General features: G+C 63.5%; 24 protein-coding genes. 14 read left to right on the forward strand and 10 right to left on the reverse strand.

Going from position 1 to position 20,047, the window contains the following annotated elements:
• Nucleotides 1–5: 5 nt before the first annotated feature.
• The gene (secG, locus tag OO12_RS09125) at nt 6–377 is read right to left on the reverse strand and encodes a preprotein translocase subunit SecG (protein ID WP_034158533.1); all 372 of its coding nucleotides are present in this window, start codon (nt 375–377) and stop codon (nt 6–8) included.
• Between the two features lie 262 nt (nt 378–639).
• Between secG and OO12_RS09130 the strand changes: the two genes are divergently transcribed.
• The 9 genes from OO12_RS09130 (at nt 640) to OO12_RS09170 (ending at nt 8,659) form a co-directional block, all read left to right on the forward strand.
• A complete protein-coding gene (locus OO12_RS09130) occupies nt 640–960 on the forward strand; it encodes a MarR family transcriptional regulator (RefSeq protein WP_034158351.1) in 321 nt (106 codons plus the stop codon).
• Nucleotides 923–1,273: an SH3 domain-containing protein gene (locus tag OO12_RS28500; protein ID WP_160296769.1), complete on the forward strand. Its 351-nt coding sequence runs from the start codon at nt 923–925 to the stop codon at nt 1,271–1,273. Before OO12_RS09130 ends, OO12_RS28500 begins: the two co-directional genes overlap by 38 nt.
• Nucleotides 1,270–2,199, forward strand: a complete 930-nt coding sequence (gene argC, locus OO12_RS09140; protein ID WP_034158352.1) for an N-acetyl-gamma-glutamyl-phosphate reductase — start codon at nt 1,270–1,272, stop codon at nt 2,197–2,199. Before OO12_RS28500 ends, argC begins: the two co-directional genes overlap by 4 nt.
• Nucleotides 2,200–2,272: 73 nt before the next feature.
• Nucleotides 2,273–3,733, forward strand: coding sequence for a glucose-6-phosphate dehydrogenase (gene zwf, locus OO12_RS09145; protein WP_034158353.1), 1,461 nt, complete (start codon nt 2,273–2,275; stop codon nt 3,731–3,733).
• 141 nt (nt 3,734–3,874) lie between these two features.
• Entirely contained in the window at nt 3,875–4,591 is a 717-nt protein-coding gene (pgl, locus tag OO12_RS09150; RefSeq protein ID WP_034158354.1) for a 6-phosphogluconolactonase, read from the forward strand.
• The gene (gene edd / locus OO12_RS09155; protein ID WP_034158355.1) at nt 4,588–6,405 is read left to right on the forward strand and encodes a phosphogluconate dehydratase; all 1,818 of its coding nucleotides are present in this window, start codon (nt 4,588–4,590) and stop codon (nt 6,403–6,405) included. The genes pgl and edd overlap by 4 nt, the downstream gene beginning before the upstream one ends.
• Nucleotides 6,406–6,424: 19 nt before the next feature.
• Nucleotides 6,425–7,393: a glucokinase gene (gene glk / locus OO12_RS09160; RefSeq protein WP_034158356.1), complete on the forward strand. Its 969-nt coding sequence runs from the start codon at nt 6,425–6,427 to the stop codon at nt 7,391–7,393.
• Entirely contained in the window at nt 7,390–7,995 is a 606-nt protein-coding gene (eda, locus tag OO12_RS09165; protein WP_034158357.1) for a bifunctional 4-hydroxy-2-oxoglutarate aldolase/2-dehydro-3-deoxy-phosphogluconate aldolase, read from the forward strand. The genes glk and eda overlap by 4 nt, the downstream gene beginning before the upstream one ends.
• Before the next feature lie 76 nt (nt 7,996–8,071).
• Nucleotides 8,072–8,659, forward strand: coding sequence for a TetR/AcrR family transcriptional regulator (locus OO12_RS09170; protein ID WP_034158358.1), 588 nt, complete (start codon nt 8,072–8,074; stop codon nt 8,657–8,659).
• 24 nt (nt 8,660–8,683) lie between these two features.
• On the opposite strand, the gene mltG is transcribed toward OO12_RS09170, so the two are convergent.
• The 5 genes from mltG to fabD all read right to left on the reverse strand — a co-directional run bounded on the left by mltG (nt 8,684) and on the right by fabD (nt 13,130).
• Nucleotides 8,684–9,652 (reverse strand): endolytic transglycosylase MltG, encoded by a 969-nt coding sequence (gene mltG / locus OO12_RS09175; protein ID WP_034158359.1) that lies wholly within the window; start codon nt 9,650–9,652, stop codon nt 8,684–8,686.
• A 6-nt stretch (nt 9,653–9,658) separates the two neighbouring features.
• The gene (fabF, locus tag OO12_RS09180) at nt 9,659–10,918 is read right to left on the reverse strand and encodes a beta-ketoacyl-ACP synthase II (RefSeq protein ID WP_034158360.1); all 1,260 of its coding nucleotides are present in this window, start codon (nt 10,916–10,918) and stop codon (nt 9,659–9,661) included.
• 165 nt (nt 10,919–11,083) lie between these two features.
• Nucleotides 11,084–11,320, reverse strand: coding sequence for an acyl carrier protein (locus OO12_RS09185; protein ID WP_034158361.1), 237 nt, complete (start codon nt 11,318–11,320; stop codon nt 11,084–11,086).
• 84 nt (nt 11,321–11,404) lie between these two features.
• Nucleotides 11,405–12,142: a 3-oxoacyl-[acyl-carrier-protein] reductase gene (gene fabG / locus OO12_RS09190; protein ID WP_034158362.1), complete on the reverse strand. Its 738-nt coding sequence runs from the start codon at nt 12,140–12,142 to the stop codon at nt 11,405–11,407.
• Between the two features lie 52 nt (nt 12,143–12,194).
• A complete protein-coding gene (gene fabD, locus OO12_RS09195) occupies nt 12,195–13,130 on the reverse strand; it encodes an ACP S-malonyltransferase (RefSeq protein ID WP_034158363.1) in 936 nt (311 codons plus the stop codon).
• 137 nt (nt 13,131–13,267) lie between these two features.
• On the opposite strand from fabD, the gene OO12_RS09200 reads away from it, so the two are divergent.
• The 4 genes from OO12_RS09200 to rplI all read left to right on the forward strand — a co-directional run bounded on the left by OO12_RS09200 (nt 13,268) and on the right by rplI (nt 15,496).
• Nucleotides 13,268–14,050, forward strand: coding sequence for an acid phosphatase (locus tag OO12_RS09200; protein WP_034158364.1), 783 nt, complete (start codon nt 13,268–13,270; stop codon nt 14,048–14,050).
• Between the two features lie 164 nt (nt 14,051–14,214).
• Nucleotides 14,215–14,640 (forward strand): 30S ribosomal protein S6, encoded by a 426-nt coding sequence (rpsF, locus tag OO12_RS09205; protein WP_034158535.1) that lies wholly within the window; start codon nt 14,215–14,217, stop codon nt 14,638–14,640.
• 14 nt (nt 14,641–14,654) lie between these two features.
• Nucleotides 14,655–14,879, forward strand: coding sequence for a 30S ribosomal protein S18 (gene rpsR, locus OO12_RS09210; protein ID WP_034158365.1), 225 nt, complete (start codon nt 14,655–14,657; stop codon nt 14,877–14,879).
• A gap of 11 nt (nt 14,880–14,890) precedes the next feature.
• Nucleotides 14,891–15,496 carry a 50S ribosomal protein L9 gene (rplI, locus tag OO12_RS09215; RefSeq protein ID WP_034158366.1) on the forward strand — a complete coding sequence of 202 codons (606 nt, stop codon included), beginning with the start codon at nt 14,891–14,893 and terminating at the stop codon, nt 15,494–15,496.
• A gap of 97 nt (nt 15,497–15,593) precedes the next feature.
• On the opposite strand, the gene OO12_RS09220 is transcribed toward rplI, so the two are convergent.
• The 3 genes from OO12_RS09220 to OO12_RS09230 all read right to left on the reverse strand — a co-directional run bounded on the left by OO12_RS09220 (nt 15,594) and on the right by OO12_RS09230 (nt 17,707).
• Nucleotides 15,594–15,851, reverse strand: a complete 258-nt coding sequence (locus OO12_RS09220; RefSeq protein ID WP_034158536.1) for a GlsB/YeaQ/YmgE family stress response membrane protein — start codon at nt 15,849–15,851, stop codon at nt 15,594–15,596.
• A gap of 535 nt (nt 15,852–16,386) precedes the next feature.
• Complete coding sequence (locus OO12_RS09225) at nt 16,387–17,166, reverse strand: TSUP family transporter (protein ID WP_034158367.1); 780 nt, start codon at nt 17,164–17,166, stop codon at nt 16,387–16,389.
• Between the two features lie 127 nt (nt 17,167–17,293).
• Nucleotides 17,294–17,707, reverse strand: coding sequence for a hypothetical protein (locus tag OO12_RS09230; protein ID WP_034158368.1), 414 nt, complete (start codon nt 17,705–17,707; stop codon nt 17,294–17,296).
• Between the two features lie 3 nt (nt 17,708–17,710).
• On the opposite strand from OO12_RS09230, the gene OO12_RS09235 reads away from it, so the two are divergent.
• Nucleotides 17,711–17,986 carry a hypothetical protein gene (locus tag OO12_RS09235; RefSeq protein ID WP_152616335.1) on the forward strand — a complete coding sequence of 92 codons (276 nt, stop codon included), beginning with the start codon at nt 17,711–17,713 and terminating at the stop codon, nt 17,984–17,986.
• Nucleotides 17,987–18,208: 222 nt separating this feature from the next.
• On the opposite strand, the gene mutL is transcribed toward OO12_RS09235, so the two are convergent.
• On the reverse strand, nt 18,209–19,993 hold the full coding sequence (gene mutL, locus OO12_RS09240; RefSeq protein ID WP_034158370.1) for a DNA mismatch repair endonuclease MutL: 1,785 nt from the start codon (nt 19,991–19,993) through the stop codon (nt 18,209–18,211).
• Nucleotides 19,994–20,047 lie beyond the last annotated feature (54 nt).

Here is a 20,047-nt window from a genome sequence, read left to right on the forward strand (position 1 = left end):
TGAGATTATTGCGCGAGCGGAACTGCGCTGTTGTTCGCCGGCGCGGTCGCATTTGCCGCGAGCGCCGCCGCCGTTGCCGCATCATTGGCTGGCGGCGCCGCTGCCGGGGCTGCGACGGGCTTGCGGGCGAGCGTCGGATCGATCGTCACTGCCTGGCGGGTCGAGGCCAGCACCGCGAGCAGGATGCTGAGGCCGACGAACACCGTCGCGAGGACAGACGTGGCGCGAGTGAGGAAATCCGCCGCGCCGCGCGCCGACATCAGCCCCGACGGGCTGCCCCCCGTACCAAGCCCGCCGCCCTCCGAGCGCTGCATCAGGATGACCCCGACCAGGAACGCCGCAACGACGGCATGAACAACGAGGATGAAGGTGAACATGAGCGGTTGCGCGATCTTTGGCTGAGGAATTGCTGCGGAAAGCGGCGACATAGGCGAGGTGGCCCGTTCGATCAACCACCGCACCAGTGAAACGTTCTGGCCGCTAACCAGAACATTTCGCCTCCGCACTGAAACCAGCCGCGCTCACGGGCGTTATGACCGGCGATGTCCTGCCTTCGGGCATTGCGTAATGTGGAATTTTATTGTGGCCACCATACTTGAACGTCCCCCCGCATCGACGGGATCCTCCCTCGGTTCCTGGATGCAGGCACTGGTCGATTATGTACGGTCCGGTGAACCCGACCTGACCAATCGCCAGATGGCATTGCTGCTCGTCGTTTATCTCAGACCGGGACCGCATACGGTACGAGGGCTTGCCCGGGTGCTGAATGTTTCTAAACCGGTCGTCACGCGCGCCTTGAACAGACTTGGTGCGCTGGGCTATCTGCGCCGACAGCGCGACGATACCGACAAACGCAATATCTTCGTCGCGAAGACCAGTGAAGGGGCAGAGTTTCTTGAAGAGTTCGGGCAATTCCTCGGCGATGCCGAGCAACCCGCCGTCCGCCGGGCCAGCGCGTAGAAGCTTCGCGCTGACCGGGCCGTCGACCAAGCTCGACCCGCGTACCAATGCCGTCCGCCGCGATATCGCGGACATTCGCCTCGCGGAACATGTCTTCGCGCCGCATTATGCCGCGCCGTTGTCAATGGTCGTTGCCACGGAGACAGTGCTGCGCAGCGAACGCCCGCACGATTCCACCGCCGTCGCCATTTTGCTGCCCGACGATTTGTTCGAAGTGCTTGAATATGCCGGCGACGATGCCTGGGGCATTGCGCCAGGACATGGCCAGGTCGGCTATATTGCCGCAGCCGCACTTGCGCCGTGCGTGTCATGAGCGTCAGCGTCTTCATCGATGGTGCGGCAGGCACCACGGGCCTTGAGATCCGCGAACGGCTGGCCGGACGAGTCGACATCGCGCTTGTCCAGATCGAGGAAGCGCGGCGCAAGGACGCAAAGGCGCGCGCCGAAGCATTGAACGATGCCGACTTCGTCATCCTGTGCCTGCCCGACGACGCGGCGCGCGAAGCGGTCGCCCTGATCGACAATGATCGCACGCGCGTGATCGATGCCTCGACCGCGTTCCGCACGGCGGAGGGCTGGACCTATGGCTTCCCCGAACTCGAACCTGGTCAGCAGGCGGCGATCGCCGAAGCAAAGCGCGTGAGCAATCCGGGCTGCTACCCGACCGGCTTCCTCGCGTTGGTGCGGCCGCTGGTGCGCATGGGCTTGGTGCCGGTCGACTGGCCGATCACGGTCAATGCGGTGTCGGGCTATTCGGGCGGCGGCAAGGCCATGATCGCCGAGTATGAGAGCGCAAATCCGCCACCCGCCGCGCGCATCTATGGACTCAGCCTAGCCCATAAGCATGTGCCGGAGATGCAAAAGCATGCGCGGATGGAGCATGCACCAATCTTCATGCCCTCAGTTGCCAATACCTATCGCGGCATGATCGTCGAGGTACCGCTGCCATTGCATGCATTCCCGCGCCGGCCGAGCCTGCATGTCTGCGAAGCGGTGCTGAGCGAAGCCTATCGCGATTGTGCGCTGATCAACATCGTCGCGGACGATGCCGCCACCGTCGCGATCGAGGCCGATGCGGGAACCGACCGGCTGACCCTGCGGGTGTGCGGCAACCCCGACACCGGTCAGGCGCGGCTGATCGCGACGCTCGACAATCTCGGCAAGGGCGCGGCGGGTGCTGCGGTGCAGAGTTTGAACATCATGGCGGGATTCGATCCGATCACCGGGCTGACCGTCTAAACGCAGACATATTCCCGTTGGCGGCGCGCCCTCCCCAGGCTACCGCGCAGGCCGACGATACAAGGAGACACCCATGCGCAATCCGGTGGCCAAGCTGCTCCTGTTCGGTGCGACCGGCGATCTGGCGCAGCGTATGCTGCTTCCGTCGCTCTATGGTCTGCACGCCGATGGCCTGTTGCCCGAAGCATTGTCGATCACCGGTTCCGCCCGGTCGGAGCATGACGACAAGAGCTATCGTACCTTCGCCGCCAAGGCGCTGGAGGAGTTCCTGCCCGAGGACCGCAAGGACAAGGCAGCGATCAAGAGCTTCCTCGAGCGGCTGAGCTATCAGGCGCTCGATGCGTCGAAGATCGATGGGTTCGGGGCGCTGGCCGAGAAGATCGGCGATGTGTCGGGTGGGCTCGCCATCTTCCTGTCGACCGCGCCCTTCCTGTTCGAGCCGACCATCAAGGGCCTCGAATCGGTCGGCCTGGCCGGGCCGACGGTGCGTATCGGACTGGAAAAGCCGCTCGGCTATGACCTGGCGACGAGCCGCGAGATCAACGACGCGGTTGCGTTCGCCTTCCCCGAGGAGCGGACGTTCCGCATTGACCATTATCTCGGCAAGGAGACGGTGCAGAACATCCTTGCGCTGCGCTTCGGCAACTCCTTCTTCGAGCCGGTCTGGAATGCGCGCGGCATCGACAATGTCCAGATCACCATCGCCGAGACGGTCGGGCTGGAGGATCGCGCGGGCTATTACGAAAATGCCGGCGCGCTGCGCGACATGGTGCAGAACCATATGCTGCAATTGCTCGCGCTGATCGCAATGGAGCCCCCTGCCCGCTTCGACGGGACGGCGATTCGCGATGAGAAGGCCAAGGTGTTTCGTTCGCTGCGCCAGATGGCGCCGGCGGATGTGCCGCATTTGACCGTCACCGGCCAATATGGCGCGGGCGCGGTCAATGGCGAGATCGTCAAAAGCTATGCCGACGAACTGGGCAAGCCATCGAACACCGAGACATTCGTCGCGATCAAGGCGCATGTCGACAATTGGCGCTGGCAGGGCGTGCCCTTCTATCTGCGCACCGGCAAGCGTATGGCTGCGCGCCGTTCGGAGATCGCGATCCAGTTCAAGGCGGTGCCGCATTCGATGTTCGGCGACCGTGGCGGCCTGCTCCAGCCCAACATGCTGATCATCCGGCTGCAGCCAGAGGAATATGTCCGGCTGCTGGTAATGGCCAAGGAACCGGGGCTCGACCGCGACGGCATCCGCTTGCGCGAAGTGCCGCTCGACCTCAGTCTCGACAGCGCCTTTGCCGGCACGCGGCGGCGCATCGCTTATGAGCGGCTGCTGCTTGATTTGATCGAAGGCGACCCGACCTTGTTCGTGCGCCGTGACGAAGTCGAGGCGCAGTGGCAATGGATCGACGCGATTCGCGCCGGCTGGGAAGCGAATGGCGTAAAACCCAAATCCTATGCCTCGGGCGGATGGGGCCCATCGGCCGCGATCGCGCTGACCGAGCGCGATGGGGTAACCTGGCAGGATGATTGAGTTTTGACCTAACGAACCGCTGTTCGCCCCGAGCTTGTCGAAAGGCCGTGCTTCCTTCTCCGACGTTTCGCCGAAGAAGAACGGTGCTTCGACAGGCTAAGCACGAACGGTTTTCATTTTTCAGATTTATGGAACGGACAGATGAGCGAAGAAATCGAATGGTGGGACTATGAGGACGCCGAAGAGATGGCGGATGCGGTCGTGGGCGATATCGCCTTTGTGATCGAAAGTGCGATCGACGCGCGCGGCGCGTGCGTCATCGCTCTGGCCGGCGGCAAGACCCCCTTGCCGATCTACGCCAAGCTTGCTGCAACCAAGCTCGACTGGAAGCGCGTCACGATCATTCCGACCGACGAACGCATCGTGCCGCTCGGCGATCCGCTGTCGAACATCACCGCGATCGGCAAGGTGTTCATTCCCAAGGGCGCGCGCGTCATCCCGATCGTCAGCGAGGCGGCGGCCGATTACAAGGCGGCGGGCCGCGCGGCGGATTCGCGGCTCGGCGACCATCACTGGCCGCTCGACCTGTGCCTGCTCGGCGTTGGCGCGGATGGGCATACAGCCTCGATCTTCCCTGGCCCCGATTATGAGGAAGCCATTGCCGGCCCGCGCGAACGCCGCGCGCTCGGCGTGATGCCCGATCCGCTGCCGCCCGAAGCGCCGGTGGCGCGTGTGACCTTGAGCCGCGCCGCGATCGTCTCCGCGCGCGCGTTGACGCTTGCCGTCACCGGCGCCGCCAAGCGCAAGGTGATCGAACAGGCTATCAAGCAAGGCCCGTCCTCGCCCTATCCGATCGGTCGCGTGCTCGCCGATGCGGAATTGCCGGTCGACATCCATTGGAGCCCCGACGCCGCATGAGCCTTCACGCCGCTATCGCAGCCGTCACCGACCGGGTCATCGAGCGATCGAAGCCGACGCGGGACGCCTATCTCGCGCTGATCCGGCACGAGCGCGATAGCGGCATCGAGCGGCCGATGCTCGGCTGCGCCAATCTGGCGCATGGCTATGCCGGCACCGACGAAGATCGTGACGCGATGAAGCCGGGCACGGCGATGAACATCGGCATCGTCACGGCCTATAACGACATGCTGTCGGCGCATGCGCCTTATTACCGCTACCCCGAGCAGATGAAGATCTGGGCGCGCGAAGCGGGCGCGACGGCGCAAGTCGCGGGTGGCGTGCCGGCGATGTGCGACGGCGTGACGCAGGGCTATCCCGGCATGGAATTGTCACTGTTCAGCCGCGACACGATCGCGATGAGCACGGGCATCGCGCTGAGCCACGGCATGTTCGAGGGTGCGGCGCTGCTCGGCATTTGCGACAAGATCGTGCCGGGCCTGCTGATGGGGGCATTGCGCTTCGGTCATCTGCCGATGATCCTGATCCCGGCCGGGCCAATGCGCACCGGCATCCCCAACAAGGAAAAGGCCCGCGTCCGCGAGCTATATGCCGAGGGCAAGGCAACCCGCGACGAATTGCTCGAGGCGGAGATTGCCGCCTATCACGGCAAGGGCACCTGCACCTTTTACGGCACGGCCAATTCCAATCAGATGATGATGGAAGTGATGGGCCTGCACATGCCCGGCGCCGCCTTCGTCAATCCGGGCACCAAATTGCGTCAGGAACTGACGCGTTCGGCGGTCCATCAACTCGCCAGGATCGGCTGGAAAGGCGACGACTACCGTCCGCTGGGCGAATGCGTCGATGAAAAGGCGATCGTCAATGCGGCGATCGGCCTGCTCGCGACCGGCGGGTCGACCAATCACCTGATCCATTTGCCCGCGATCGCTGCCTGTGCCGGAATCGTCATCGATTGGGACGATTTCGACCGGCTGTCCGGCGCGGTGCCGCTGATCGCGCGAGTCTATCCGAATGGCTCGGCGGACGTGAACGGCTTCGAGGATGCCGGCGGCATGCCGTTCGTCATTCGCGAGCTGATCGATGCCGGATTGATGCACCGCGACATCCGGACCGTGGCGGGTGACGATCTGGCCGATTACGGCAAGACCGCGACGCTCGATGGCGACACGCTGAGCTGGGTCGATCCCGGCGAGAGCAAGGACGACACGATCCTCCGCCCAGCGAGCGCGCCCTTCTCGCCCGAAGGCGGTTTCCGCATCCTCGCCGGCAATCTTGGCCGGTCGTGCATCAAGGTCAGCGCGGTCGAGCGCGACCGCTGGACGATCGAAGCGCCAGCGCGGGTCTTCTCGACTCAGCAGCAAGTGCAGGACGCATTCAAGGCAGGAGAACTCGATCGCGATGTGGTCGTGGTGGTGCGCTTCCAGGGCCCTCGCGCCAACGGCATGCCCGAACTGCACAAGCTGACACCGCCGCTCGGCGTGCTGCAAAATCGCGGGTTCCGGGTCGCGCTGGTCACCGATGGCCGCATGTCGGGGGCGTCAGGCAAGGTGCCGTGCGCGATCCATTCGAGCCCCGAGGCGCTGGGCGGCGGGCCGCTTGGCAAGGTGCGCGACGGCGACATCATCCGCGTGTCCGCCGAGACCGGCGAGTTGGTCGCGCTGGTCGATCCGGCGGAATGGGCCGCGCGCGAATTCGCACCGGCGCCCGCACCGGCAATGGGCACGGGCCGCGAACTCTTCTCGATCATGCGCGATCGCGCGAACGAAGCCGAGCGTGGCGGTTCCGCCATGCTCGCGGCAATGGGCTGGTAGAATTGGGGGACTGGTAAGCATGGACGTCGTCACGGTCGATATCGGGGGGACCCATGCCCGCTTCGCCATTGCCGAAGTGGCCGATGGCCGCGTCGTCTCGCTTGGCGAGCCGGTAACGCTGAAGACCGCGGAACATGCGAGCCTGCAGACCGCATGGGAAGCGTTCGGCGCGACGCAGCAACGGCCGTTGCCACGCGCGGCCGCCATCGCGGTAGCGTCGCCGGTTGGCGGCGACGTGATCAAGCTGACCAACAATCCGTGGATCATCCGGCCAGCCCTGATTCCCGATCGTCTCGGCGTCGATGATTATGTGCTGATCAACGATTTCGGCGCGATCGGCCATGCCGTGGCCCAGGCGCCGGAGAGCGAGTTCCTGCATCTTGCCGGGCCGGAGCAGCCCTTCGCCCCAACTGGCGTGCTGACAGTCTGCGGCCCCGGTACCGGGCTCGGCGTGGCGCAGGTGCTGCGTACGACCGATCGCTATCATGTTCTGGAAACCGAAGGCGGGCATGTCGATTACGCACCGCTCGACGGGATCGAGGACGCCTTCGTCAAGCATCTGCGCAAGAAGTTCACCCGCGTCTCGACCGAGCGGATCGTCGCCGGACCAGGCATCATCGCGATTTACGAGACGCTCGCCGAGATCGAGGGCCGCGCGATCCAGCGGTTCGACGACAAGGCGATCTGGACCATGGCGCTGGAAGGCCGGGACAGCCTGGCGCTCGCCGCGCTCGACCGCTTCTGCCTCAGCCTCGGCGCGGTCGCGGGCGATCTCGCGCTGGCGCATGGCGCGAAAGGCGTGGTCATTGCCGGCGGCCTTGGTCTGAGACTCAAGGAGCATTTCTCCCGATCGGGCTTTGCCGAACGGTTTGCCGCCAAGGGCAGGTTCCAGCAAATGATGGCCGCGATCCCGGTCAAGCTGATCATTCATCCTCAGCCGGGCCTTTACGGTGCCGCTGCCGCCTTTGCACAGGAGCACACATCATGACGGGTATCGAAGCGATCATGCGGACCAGCGCGGTCATCCCGGTGCTTGTGATCGACGATGCCGCGACCGCCCGTCCGTTGGCCGAAGCGCTGGTCGCCGGCGGCCTGCGCGTGCTCGAAGTGACCATGCGCACCCCCGCCGCACTCGATGCAATCCGCGAGATGAAGCAAGTACCCGGCGCGATCGTCGGTGCGGGTACGGTGGTGACGCTGGAGCAGTTCGAGCAGGTCATGGACCTCGATGTCGAATTCATCGTCTCGCCCGGCCTGACTGAAAAGCTCGGCCGTCCGATCGTCGATAGCGGCGTGCCGTTCCTGCCCGGCATCGCCAATGCCGGCGACATCATGCGCGGCCTCGATCTCGGGCTGACGCACTTCAAATTCTTCCCGGCCGAGGCATCGGGCGGGCTGAAGGCATTGAAGGCCCTCGCCGCACCCTTCTATCAGGCGCAGTTCTGCCCGACCGGCGGGATCACCGAGGCGACCGCCCCCGACTGGCTCGCGTTCGATCCGGTGCTGTGCGTCGGCGGCAGCTGGGTGACCGGCGGCACGATGGCCGAGGTCGAGGCAAAGGCGCGCGCGGCGAACGCCTTGCGGGGATAAGGCCGGAATCGCGCAGGTTTGATTTTTATTGAACGCTGTCTAATGGTTATCGTCTCGGCTCGACGATGAAGGTAGCATGGCCAGACGTTCGGATCATACGCGCGAGGAATTGAGGGCGATGATCGTCCGCGAGGGCCATCGCCAGATTTCGGATGTCGGCTTCGCGCACTTCTCCGCGCGCGAAGTGGCGAAGCGGATCGGCTATTCGATCGGCACGATCTACAACGTGTTCGAATCCTATGATCTGCTGATCGTGGCGATCAATGCGCGGACGCTGGCGCTATGGCAGGCGCATCTCGAGGCCCGGCTCGACGGGATCCGGGAAGGTCGGCTGCGCACCCTGGTCGAGGCCTATTTCGAGTTTGCCATCCTCCATCGCCATGCCTGGACCGCGCTGTACGATCACCGCCTGCCCGATGATGTGCGTGCGCCGGAATATTATCGCGAGCAGATTCGCTCGCTGACCGGCATCGTCCGCGACGAGATCGCCGCGGTGTTGCCGGAGGACAAGATTGATGAAGCCGACGCACTGACTCGTTCGCTCCTCGCGACCGTCCATGGGCATTGCTTCTTCACCCTCAACGGCACCTTCGCGCTATTGGGCGAAGAGACGCCGCTTGAAACCGTCTATCGCCGGGTGCTCGAAACCATTGGCGCCGTCTGAAGGCTTGCGGCGAAGGTAACGGGATCACATCTCGCCGCGCGAGCGCCTGATCGCATACCATTTCTGGACGTTCGCATTGTGCTGCTCAAGCGTGTCGGCAAAGACATGGCCGCCCGTGCCATCGGCAACGAAGTACAGCGCGTTCGATTGTGCCGGGTCGAGCACGGCCGCGATCGAATCACGGCCGGGATTGGCGATCGGCCCAGCCGGCAGGCCGGTCATCGCGTATGTATTGTAGCCGTTATTCGCCTGCAGCTCGGAACGCAGGATCCGGCGCCCCAGCGGACGGCCTTTGGTCACCGGATAAATCACCGTCGGATCGGCCTGAAGCGGCATGCCGCGCTTCAGCCGGTTGGAATAGACCGCCGCGACCTGGCGCCGTTCGCTTGCCTTGCCTGTTTCCTTCTCCACGATCGACGCGAGGATCAGCGCATCGCGCGGCGTGGTCACGGCGATGCCGGGTTTGCGCTTCTCCCAGGCGCTGGCGAGATACTGCGTCATGGCACGCTGCATCCGCTTCACCATTGATGCACGCGTGTCGCCGCGCTGAAAGCTGTAGCTGTCGGGCATGATCGAGCCCTCGGCCGGTACGTCGACCGATCCTTCCAACTCATCCTTCTTCATCAGCGCGTCCTTGACCATCACCGAAGGCCAGCCCGGCGCAATCATGACGAAGCGCTGCAGCGTCTTGCCGCCCTGTAGCAGTTTCAGGATATCGGCCCGACTGAGATGCGCAGGCAGGCTATACTCGCCTGCCTTGATTCCCTGCCCGCCGCCGAAGATACGGGCGAGCAGCTTGAAATTGCTCGCGGAGCCGATCGCGCCGGCCTTTTCGAGCTGATCGGCCGCCTGCGCCATGCTGGTGCCCGGCGCGATACTGATCGTCACATTGCGCTTAAGGGGCCCGCTACCGCCCCAATAATAGACTATGCTCATCGCCGCCACGGCGGCGATGAGCGCCAGGATCAGCGCGGAACAGCCGAATTTGCGCACACCAAATCAGATCGCGCGCATGACGAGGCTGGCATTGGTGCCGCCGAAGCCGAACGAGTTGTTCAGCACCGCCTTCACCTTACGCTCCTTCGCCTTGTGCGGGACGAGATCGACACCAACGCAATTCTCGCTCGGATTGTCGAGGTTGAGCGTCGGCGGCACGATCTGGTCGCGCAGCGCGAGAATGCAGAAAATGCTCTCCACTGCGCCGGCGCCACCGAGCAGATGCCCGATCGCCGATTTGGTCGAGCTCATCGACAGCGTCTCGATGTTGTTCCCGAACAGGCGGCGCACCGCGTTCAACTCAAGCTCGTCGCCAAGCGGGGTCGAGGTGCCGTGCGCGTTGATATAATCGATATCCGACAGCGACAGACCCGACTTCTTCATCGCCATTTCCATCGAGCGGAACGCCCCCGATCCCTCGGGATGCGGCGCCGTGACATGATAGGCGTCGCCCGACAGGCCATAGCCGATCACCTCGGCATAGATTTTCGCGCCACGCGCCTTGGCGTGCTCATATTCCTCGAGACAGACCACACCGGCGCCTTCACCCATCACGAAACCGTCGCGGTCAATATCGTAAGGGCGGCTGGCGCGTTCCGGCGTATCGTTGAAATTGGTCGAGAGAGCGCGCGCCTGAGCGAAGCCGGCGATGCCCAATGGGCAGATCGCGCCTTCCGCGCCCCCCGCGAGCATCACATCCGCATCGTCCATCGCGATCATCCGCGCGGCGTCGCCGATCGAATGCGCCCCCGTGGAGCAGGCGGTAACGACTGCGTGATTCGGGCCCATCAGACCATATTTGATCTGCACCTGGCCCGTGATCAGATTGATCAGGCGACCATGGACGAAGTGCGGCGAAACGCGCCTCGGGCCCTTTTCGTGCAGCACGATCGATTCGCTGGCGATGCCCGGAAGGCCGCCGATGCCAGCGCCGATCGAGCAACCAGCACGGAATTTCTGCTCTTCGGTCATATCGGTCAGACCGGCATCTTCGAGCGCCTGGCCCGCTGCATCGATGCCGTAGATGATGAACGGGTCGACCTGGCGCTGCACCTTGTGATCAACGCGCTTGCCGGGATCGAAGCCATATTCATGGTCGGCCGGTTTCACCTCGCAGGCGATGCGGCAGACATAGTCGCTCGCATCGAATCGCGTGATGACGCCCGCGCCCGATTTCGCGGCAAGAATGTTCGCCCAGGCCGTTTCGACATCGGCGCCAAGTGGGGTGACGAGTCCAAGTCCGGTTACGACAACGCGGCGCATGGCGAATCTCCGTAATTCATCTGCAAAAGAGAACGGCCCCCCGCCCCCTGTGCGACACTAGGATGTGCGACACGCTGGGACGGGGAGCCGGTCATGTGGATGGCCAAAGGAATTGGGCAAACGATGGGCACGGGCGACGCAATTGCATCGGCCCAAGCCCGCCGATCAGTCCTTATGCTCGTCGATGAAGGTGATCGCGTCCTTGACGGTCGTGATCTTCTCGGCGGCGTCATCAGGAATTTCGACGCCGAATTCTTCTTCGAACGCCATCACCAGCTCGACGATGTCGAGGCTGTCCGCGCCAAGATCGTCGATGAAGCTCGCGTCCTCGGTCACCTTGTCGGCCTCGACGCCGAGATGCTCGACGACAATCTTCTTAACGCGGTCTGCGGTCTCGCTCATGGTATCGTCCCTCTATTGCTGGGGGTTTTGGTAATTCCCGAACGCACGTAGAACGCGTCCGGTGCCCGCGCAAGGGGGCGTCCTTCAGATCATGGCCATCCCGCCGTTCACATGCAACGTCTGCCCTGTAACATATCCCGCCTCCTTGCTGGCGAGATAGACCACTGCCGCGCCGATATCCGCGCCCTCACCCATCTTGCCCGCCGGAATGCGCGCGTTGAGCGCTTCCTTCTGCGCGTCGGGCAGTTCGTCGGTCATCGGCGAGGTGATGAAACCCGGCGCGACGCAATTGACGGTGATGCCGCGCGACGCGAGTTCCTGCGCCAGCGCCTTCGACATGGCGGTCAGCCCGCCCTTGGACGCGGCGTAATTGGCCTGACCCGGATTGCCAGTCGTACCCACAACGGATGTAATCGAGATGATCCGGCCGAAACGCGCCTTCATCATCGGGCGCGCGGCGGCGCGGGCGAGGCGGAATGCGGCCTCCAGATTGACGCGGATCACCTGATCCCATTCCTCGTCCTTCATGCGCATGACGAGATTGTCGCGCGTGACGCCGGCATTGTTGATCAGGATATCGAGCTTGCCGAGCGCTTCGACCGCCGAGGGCACGAGCGCATCGACCGCCGCGCCATCGGACAGATTGCACGGCAATGCGGCATGATCACCACCTAGGCTGGCCCTGAACGCTTCCAGCTTTTCGCCATTCGATCCGGATACGGCGAGGCGTGCGCCCTGCGCCGCCAGCGCCTGCGCGACGGCCGAGCCGATTCCGCCTGAAGCGCCGGTTACGAGTGCGGTCATGCCTGTCAGGTCGAACATTTCTTATTCTCCACTCAAAACCCCCTCCCTTCGAAGAAGAGGGAGAACTACATTACAAACTCTTCGCCAGCGTCTCGATATCGTCCATCGTCACGGCGCTGGTCACCTCGACATCGGCGACGCTGCGCTTGACCATCGGGCCCAGCACCTTGCCGCCAAACTCGACGAAATGCTCGACCCCGGTCGCGGCCATCGCGATTACCGATTCGCGCCAGCGCACCATGCCGGTGACCTGTTCGACCAGCAGGCGGCGGATCGTGTCGGCATCGCCGACCGGCGACGCCGTGACATTGGCGAAGACCGGGACCAGCGGGGAATCAATTCGCGCCTCGGCCAGCGCCTTTTCCATCGCGTCGGCGGCGGGCTGCATCAGCGGACAATGGAACGGCGCGGAAACCGGCAACAGCACGGCACGCTTGGCGCCCATATCCTTGGCCAGCGCGATCGCACGCTCGACCGCCGCGCGGGCGCCGGAAATCACCACCTGACCGGGATCATTGTCATTCGCGACAGTGCACACCTCGCCCTCGGCCGCCGCTGCGGCGATTGCACGCGCCTTGTCGAGATCGGTGCCGAGCAGGGCAGCCATCGCGCCCTTGCCGACCGGCACCGCCGCCTGCATCGCCTGGCCGCGATGCTTGAGAAGCAGGGCCGTGGTCGCCAGGTCGATCGCGCCGGCTGCGCACAAGGCGCTATATTCGCCAAGCGAATGACCCGCGACATAATCGGCCTTGTCGGCGAGACGGATGCCCCCCTCCTGCTCGAGCACGCGCAATGTCGCGATCGCGTTGGCCATGATTGCGGGCTGGGCATTTTCGGTCAGCACGAGCTGATCCTCGGGCCCTTCGGTCATGAGACGGAAAAGATGCTGGCCAAGCGCCTCGTCGACCTCCTGGAATACCGCACGGGCGGCGGGGCTCGCCTCGGCGAGCGCCTTGCCCATGCCGACGGCCTGGCTGCCCTGCCCGGGGAAGATGAATGCGCGCATGATATGCCTCCTGAAACTCAGGCGCGTCGGACTAGAAACATGAACGAGCGATAGCAAGCCGGGACACTTTTCCAGGGATTGGCGGACCGATCCCCGCTCTGCCATAAGCCGCCCAAAGATCAGCTGGAGGCCCGTTAATGAGCATTCGTCCGTGGATACTGGCTTCAGCCGTCGTTGTTGCTGCGGCAACTCCCTACATCGCCATCAGCCAGATTCGCGGCGGCTACCTGCCCTCGGGCACACTCGACATTGTGCAGGTCCTGCCGCCCGCACCGCTCAAGGGCGACCAGCGTTACAAGGCGGACCGCAAGATCTTCAAGGCGACCCGGCCATTGCTGACCACGCCGCGCGGTGACCTCGCCACGCACGATGTCGCGACCGGCATTCCCTATATGGCGAGCGCGTTCAGCTGCGCGGTCGGCGTGGTGATCACGCCCGAGAACGCGCCGCTGACGATCAAACTGATCGGCAAATCGGGTATCGACACCGGTACCCAGTCGGGCACCGCGAAGAATGCGTTCAAGCGTCTGCGCCCCTTCCAGATCGACAAACGCAAGATCTGCCAGCCGGCCGCGCAGCTGAAGGGCAGCTTCGACTATCCCTCGGGCCATACGACCTGGGGCTGGACCTGGGCGCTGATCCTGGCCGAGCTCGCCCCCGATCGGGCAACGCCGATCCTTGCGCGCGGCCGCGCTTATGGCGAGAGCCGGATCGTGTGTGGTGCGCATAACGCCAGCGCGGTCCAAACCGGATTCATGACCGCGTCGGCGACACTCGCCGCGGACCATGCCCAGCCAGGCTTCCAGGCCGATGTCGCGGCCGCCAGGGCCGAGCTGGCCGCGTTGCGGGCGAATCCCGCGACGGCGAAGCCGGAAGGGTGCGACGCGCAGGCAAAGCTGGTGGCTCAACCGATCCTCTGACACTTGCCTTCCGCCTGAAAATCGCTAAGGACGCCGCATCCGGGGTGGAGAGCTTGGCTCTTCGCCCCTGATTGCTTTGCGAGAAGCAGATCTACGAGACGATAGCCGGAGGGGCGGTGCGCATGGTGCGTCCGTCAGCGATCGGCCAAGACGAAGGACAAGACATGGCTCTTTACGAGCATGTGTTCCTTGCGCGCCAGGATCTGGCACAGGCGCAGGTGGACGCACTGGCTGAAAATGCCACCAAGATCATCACCGACAACAAGGGCAAGGTCGTGAAGACCGAATCCTGGGGCCTGCGCAGCCTGGCGTACAAGATCGCCAAGAACCGCAAGGCGCATTATGTGATGCTCGAAATCGACGCCCCCGGCGATGTCGTCGCCGAGCTGGAGCGTCAGACTCAGATCAACGAAGACGTGATCCGCTACATGACCGTCAAGGTCGAAGGCCATGAAGAAGGCCCCAGCGTGATGATGCGCAAGAGCGATCGCGACCGTGAACGCCGTGGCGACCGCGAAGGCGGCCGTGGCGATCGCCCCGACCGTGGTGACCGGGCCGACCGCCCCCGTCGCGACTTCGACGGCGAATAAGGAGCATATAGACAATGGCACGCCCATTTTTCCGCCGCCGCAAGAGCTGCCCCTTTTCCGCCAAGGATGCTCCCCGGATCGACTATAAGGACGTCCGGTTGTTGCAGGGCTTCGTGTCCGAGCGTGGCAAGATCGTCCCGAGCCGCATCACTTCGGTGAGCGGCAAGAAGCAGCGCGAACTCGCTCAGGCGATCAAGCGCGCGCGTCACCTGGGCTTGCTGCCCTACATCGTTAAGTAAGGAGCGGACCCATGGATGTTATCCTGCTGGAACGCGTCGAAAAGCTCGGCCAGATCGGCGACGTGGTCAAGGTGAAGGACGGGTTCGCCCGCAACTTCCTCCTGCCCAACAAGAAGGCGCTGCGCGCCAACGAAGCCAACAAGAAGGTCTTCGAAGCCAATCGCGAGAAGATCGTCGCAGACAATGCGTCGCGTCGTGGCGAAGCCGAGGTCGAAGCCAAGTCGATCGACGGCATCACCCTGACCCTGATCCGTCAGGCGTCGAACACCGGCCAGCTGTACGGCTCGGTCGCGGTGCGCGACTTGCTCGAACTGCTTGAGACCGAAGGCCACAAGGTGCCGAAGTCGGCGATCGTGCTCAACAAGCCGATCAAGGCGATCGGCGTGCATGACGTGAAGGTTTCGCTCCACGCCGAAGTCGCGGTGATGATCAAGGTCAATGTCGCACGCTCGCCCGAAGAGGCCGAGATGCAGGCACAGGGCGTCGATGTCATGTCCGCGATGTTCGAGAAGGACGAAGCGGGCTTTGTCGAAGCTTATGATCCCAACGCCGAGCCGGGTGCCACTGCCGAGGTATCGGCTGAGGCTCCTGCCGACGAAGAGACGACCGAAGGCTGAACCTTTCGGTACGATACATAGAGAAAGGGCCGTCCGGAGCGATCCGGGCGGCCCTTTCTTTTTGCCGCGAGCAGATCGCGGCAACGTCACATCACGGTCATCCGATCAGGCCGAAGGTCCGTGCCAGGAAAATCAGGACGATGGCGCCCAGGATCGAATAGACGAAGCCGGCCGGATGGAAGGGCTGGTCCTTGGTTGCGGGATGAAGCAATCGCCCCACAAAGCCGGCCAGGAACGATCCTGCGATGCCGAGAACGGCACTCATGATCAGTCCCATATGAACTGCGCCGGGATAGAAGAACCGCGCCAGAATGCCGACGATCAGGCCGACGATAATCATGCTCACATATTGCATAAGCACCTCTCCATGGGTCGCGGCCATGATCCGACGACGACAGTCCGCGCCACCCCCATCAACGGATGATCGGCACAGCGTGTCAAGTGCTGGTTAATCGCACCCGGTAGAGGCTTGGGCTAAAGCCAGGAAACTCCTGCGGAGATTGTGCCGTTCCTGCGCTGGCAGGTGGCCCGCATCACGGCACCACGACCCAAACGCTCACCACCGCTGCCAGCGGAAGCAAAGCGAGAAACAAGGGTATGATGGTTTTCATGATGCTTCGATTCTGGTTCGACGACTTGACCTGAAAATGCGCGCTGGGCGCAAAGGTTGCCCTTAGCTGAACAAGAATATTTCTGCGGCTTCCCGGAACTTTATCGCGGCGAACGGATATGGCGCACATGCTCGGAATGCCTCTGGATTCGAGTTCGCTGACACCCTCGTCGTCCAGGGACTACCGGAATGGTTTCGGCTCGCGTCGATCTAACGTCGAAGCAATAAAATAGTCAATGCTATCCTTTATGCCGCAAGTTGATCGATCGAGCTGTCGGCCTCACCAGCCGAGATAGAGACGCAATGGGTTCGCCGGGTCGGACAGGAGCTTGATCGTCAGCGCGAACGACATGAGCACCAGCAGGGGGCGAACGCCCCGGCCGCCAAAGCGCATCGCCAGATGCGCGCCGACCTGATTGCCGATTATGCTCGCTGCGGCCATCGAGAATCCCAGCACCCAGATCACCTTGCCGCCGACGATCATCACCGTCAGCCCGGCAAGATTGGTGCAGAAGTTCAGGAACTTGGCGTGAGCAATCGCGCGAACCAGGCCAAGCCCGCCCAGCGCGACGAGCGCGGTGGTCAGGAACGACCCGGTGCCGGGACCGAAAAAGCCGTCATACAGCCCGATCACTCCGGCGATGATCGTCAGTCCGGCGATGCCGAGACGGCTATGGCGGTCCATGTCGCTCATCTTCGGCGCGACGAGAAAATAGATTCCCATCGCGATCAGCAATACGGGCACGAAACCGGCCAGAAAGGACGGATTGACCTGCTGCACCGCGAACGCGCCAAGCCCTGCCCCGATCAGCGCCGCCAGTGCCGGCCAGGCAAAGCGGCGAAAGTCGATATGCCCCTTACGCGCAAAGGCGATGAACGCACCGCCCGTACCGAAAGTGCTCTGCAGCTTGTTGGTCGCCAGCGCCGACACCGGCGGAATGCCCGCCGCCATCAGCGCCGGGATGGTCAGCAATCCCCCGCCCCCGGCCAGCGCATCGATCAGCCCGGCCAGAAAGGCGACCGCGCAGAGCAGTCCGATGATTTCGATCGTGAGATGCATGCGGCGCTTTAACAGGGAGGTTTGGCGCTGCAACCATGGTGGTCGGCATTCCCGCTATGCGTGTCGTTTTCCGATTAACAACGGCATGGGCCATGCCAATACGGCTCCGGACAAGGCGCCACCAGGTTCAGTTACGAGATGCCAACCCGATGTCGGCTGATAATGGCGCGGGGGCGTTCGTGCTACAGAACCGAACAGCATCATAAAAAGCCACCTTGAAGGCTTTCAAATTTGCGGAATATGCGGCGGTTGCGGACCATCGGATGGAACTACGTTCGCAGACATCCGTAATATCCTCAACGTTGTGGCTATCGATGACCGTAATCCATTCCACATTTGGAAGCTCGCCGTTGGAAAGGCGCATGGTGTAACCGCGCAAATCCGACTCTAAATCGTACGCCCGGATCACCGCGTGAAGGAGATCTTGATCGACGCCCTCCACCGAACACGACAGGGCGCCTATTTCGGGTCGAGCAGCTTGATATGATTGAGCAGCCAACTCCATTGCGGCGAGCTGAATCTGCAGTTGGCTGTGGCTCACACAATGGCAGGCATTACGCCGATGGTCGCAAATCGGCTGGTCAAATCCAGCTGGTTCAATCGCAATCACCCATGCGGTTTGCCATCATTATCAACTGTTCGCAACTGGGTCGAAAGCCGTTACTTCCCCCCGAACGATTTCTCGATATCGGCGTGCGTCGGCGTCATGAAGGTGGAAGCACAAATTGCATACGGCCTATTGCTCAAAATCATCGCCAACTCCGAGTGCCCGCAGTCGACTTTCTGCAGCGTCAGCGAGGCCGGGATGGTCGATTATTAGATCATAAACCTGCCCGTGCGCCTTGAAGCTAATCACGCCGTTCGAAAGGCAATAGTCGGAGAAAGAAAGACCATCACCAAACAGGTATGCGTCTACGTCCGGAAGCGGTTCGGACTCTTCTCGAAATCGCTCCCGCTTACCACTCTTTGCCATACCGGTTCGCCTCTCAATCGGAGGGACGTAACATGCTGTCGGAATGTGCGCTATTGACCGAAAACGGTTTCACTTCCGCCCGAACAGCTTCTCGATATCGCCATGCGCCAGCTTCACCCAGGTCGGCCGTCCATGGTTGCACTGGCCCGAATGCGGCGTGACCTCCATTTCGCGGAGCAGCGCATTCATTTCCGTCACCGACAGGATGCGTCCCGCTCGTACCGAGCCATGGCAAGCCATGGTCGCCGCGACATGGTCGAGGCGCTCCTTCAGGCTCAGCGCTTCGTCGAACGCGGCGAGTTCGTCGGCCAGGTCGGTGACCAGACCGACGACATCGCCCTGCCCCAGCATCGCCGGGACGGCGCGGACCAGCATCGCGCGCGGTCCGAAGCGTTCGAGATCGAGGCCGAACTCGCTCAGTTCTTCCGCACGCGCCTCCAGCCGGTCGCAAGCGGGTTCGTCCAGTTCGATCACTTCGGGAAGCAGCAGCGCCTGGCTCGCCACGCCGCCAGTCGCCATCGCCTTGCGCATGCGTTCGAGCACCAGGCGCTCATGCGCGGCGTGCTGGTCGACCAGCACCAGGCCATCCTCTGCCTCGGCAACGATATAGGTCTTGGCCACCTGCCCGCGCGCGACGCCAAGCGGGAAACTGGTCGTTTCGGGCGGCGACGCATAGGCCGGCTCGGCCCGCGCCATTGGCGGCGGGATGAAGCTCGGGCGGCGCTCCTGAACGGCATAACGCGTTGGCGGCGATGACGGCGCTTCCCAGCGTCCAGTATCCTGGTGGTCCCAGAGTTGCGGCGCGGGCGGCGCAACCGGCTCGCTTTGCCACGCCGCCATCGCGTCGCTGCTCGGGCGCTGCGCGCTGCGATGCCCGGCTTCGTCGAGCGCACGGCGCAACCCGCTGACGATCAGGCCACGCACCATCGCCGGTTCGCGGAAACGTACTTCGGTCTTGGCCGGGTGGACATTCACATCGACCGCGTCGCTCGGCACGTCGAGGAACAAGGCGACCACGGCGTGACGGTCGCGCGCGAGCAATTCGGCATAAGCGCCGCGCACCGCACCGACCAGCAGCCGGTCCTTCACCGGCCGGCCATTGACGAAAAGATACTGGTGATCGGCAATGCCGCGATTGAAGGTCGGCAGGCCGGCAATGCCGCCAAGCTTTAGGCCTTCGCGTTCCAGCTCGATGACGATGCCGTTTTCGACCAGCCCGCGATCGGTCAGCGCGGCGACACGGTCGGGCAAACTCTCCCCGCCCATCACCGACAGGACGCGACGGCCATCATGTTCGACCGAGAAACCGATGCCGGGGTTCGCCATGGCAAGGCGCTTCACCACGTCGAGACAGGCGGCGTATTCCGACCGGGCCGAGCGCAGGAACTTGCGCCGCGCCGGCACGCGCTCGAACAATCCGTCGACGCGCACCCGCGTGCCGGGCGGGATTCCGACCGGTCCCTCGGAGTCGAGCACGCCATTGTCGACCACGCGCGACCATCCTTCCGCGCCGCGCACCCGGCTTTCGAGCTCCATGCGTGCGACGCTGGCGATCGACGGCAACGCTTCACCGCGAAAACCGAGCGTCGTGACCGCTTCGATCGCCTCATCAGGCAGTTTGGAGGTCGCATGACGCTCCAGCGCGAGCGCCATATCGGGAGGAGTCATGCCGCAACCGTCGTCGATCACCTCGATTCCGTCCACGCCACCGCCGCGCAGGCGTATATCGATGCGAATCGCCCCCGCATCGACCGCATTTTCCACCAGTTCCTTCAACGCACTGGCGGGTCGTTCGACCACTTCACCGGCAGCGATACGATTGACGAGATGTTCGGGGAGGCGCCGTATTGACATGGATGATGCTGTAGCCCAAGCGACGGCATCCCGCGACCCGCATCTACAGGCATC

Origin of the sequence: Sphingomonas sp. ERG5 (genome assembly GCF_000803065.1) — a bacterium.
Classification (GTDB): Bacteria; Pseudomonadota; Alphaproteobacteria; order Sphingomonadales; family Sphingomonadaceae; genus Sphingomonas.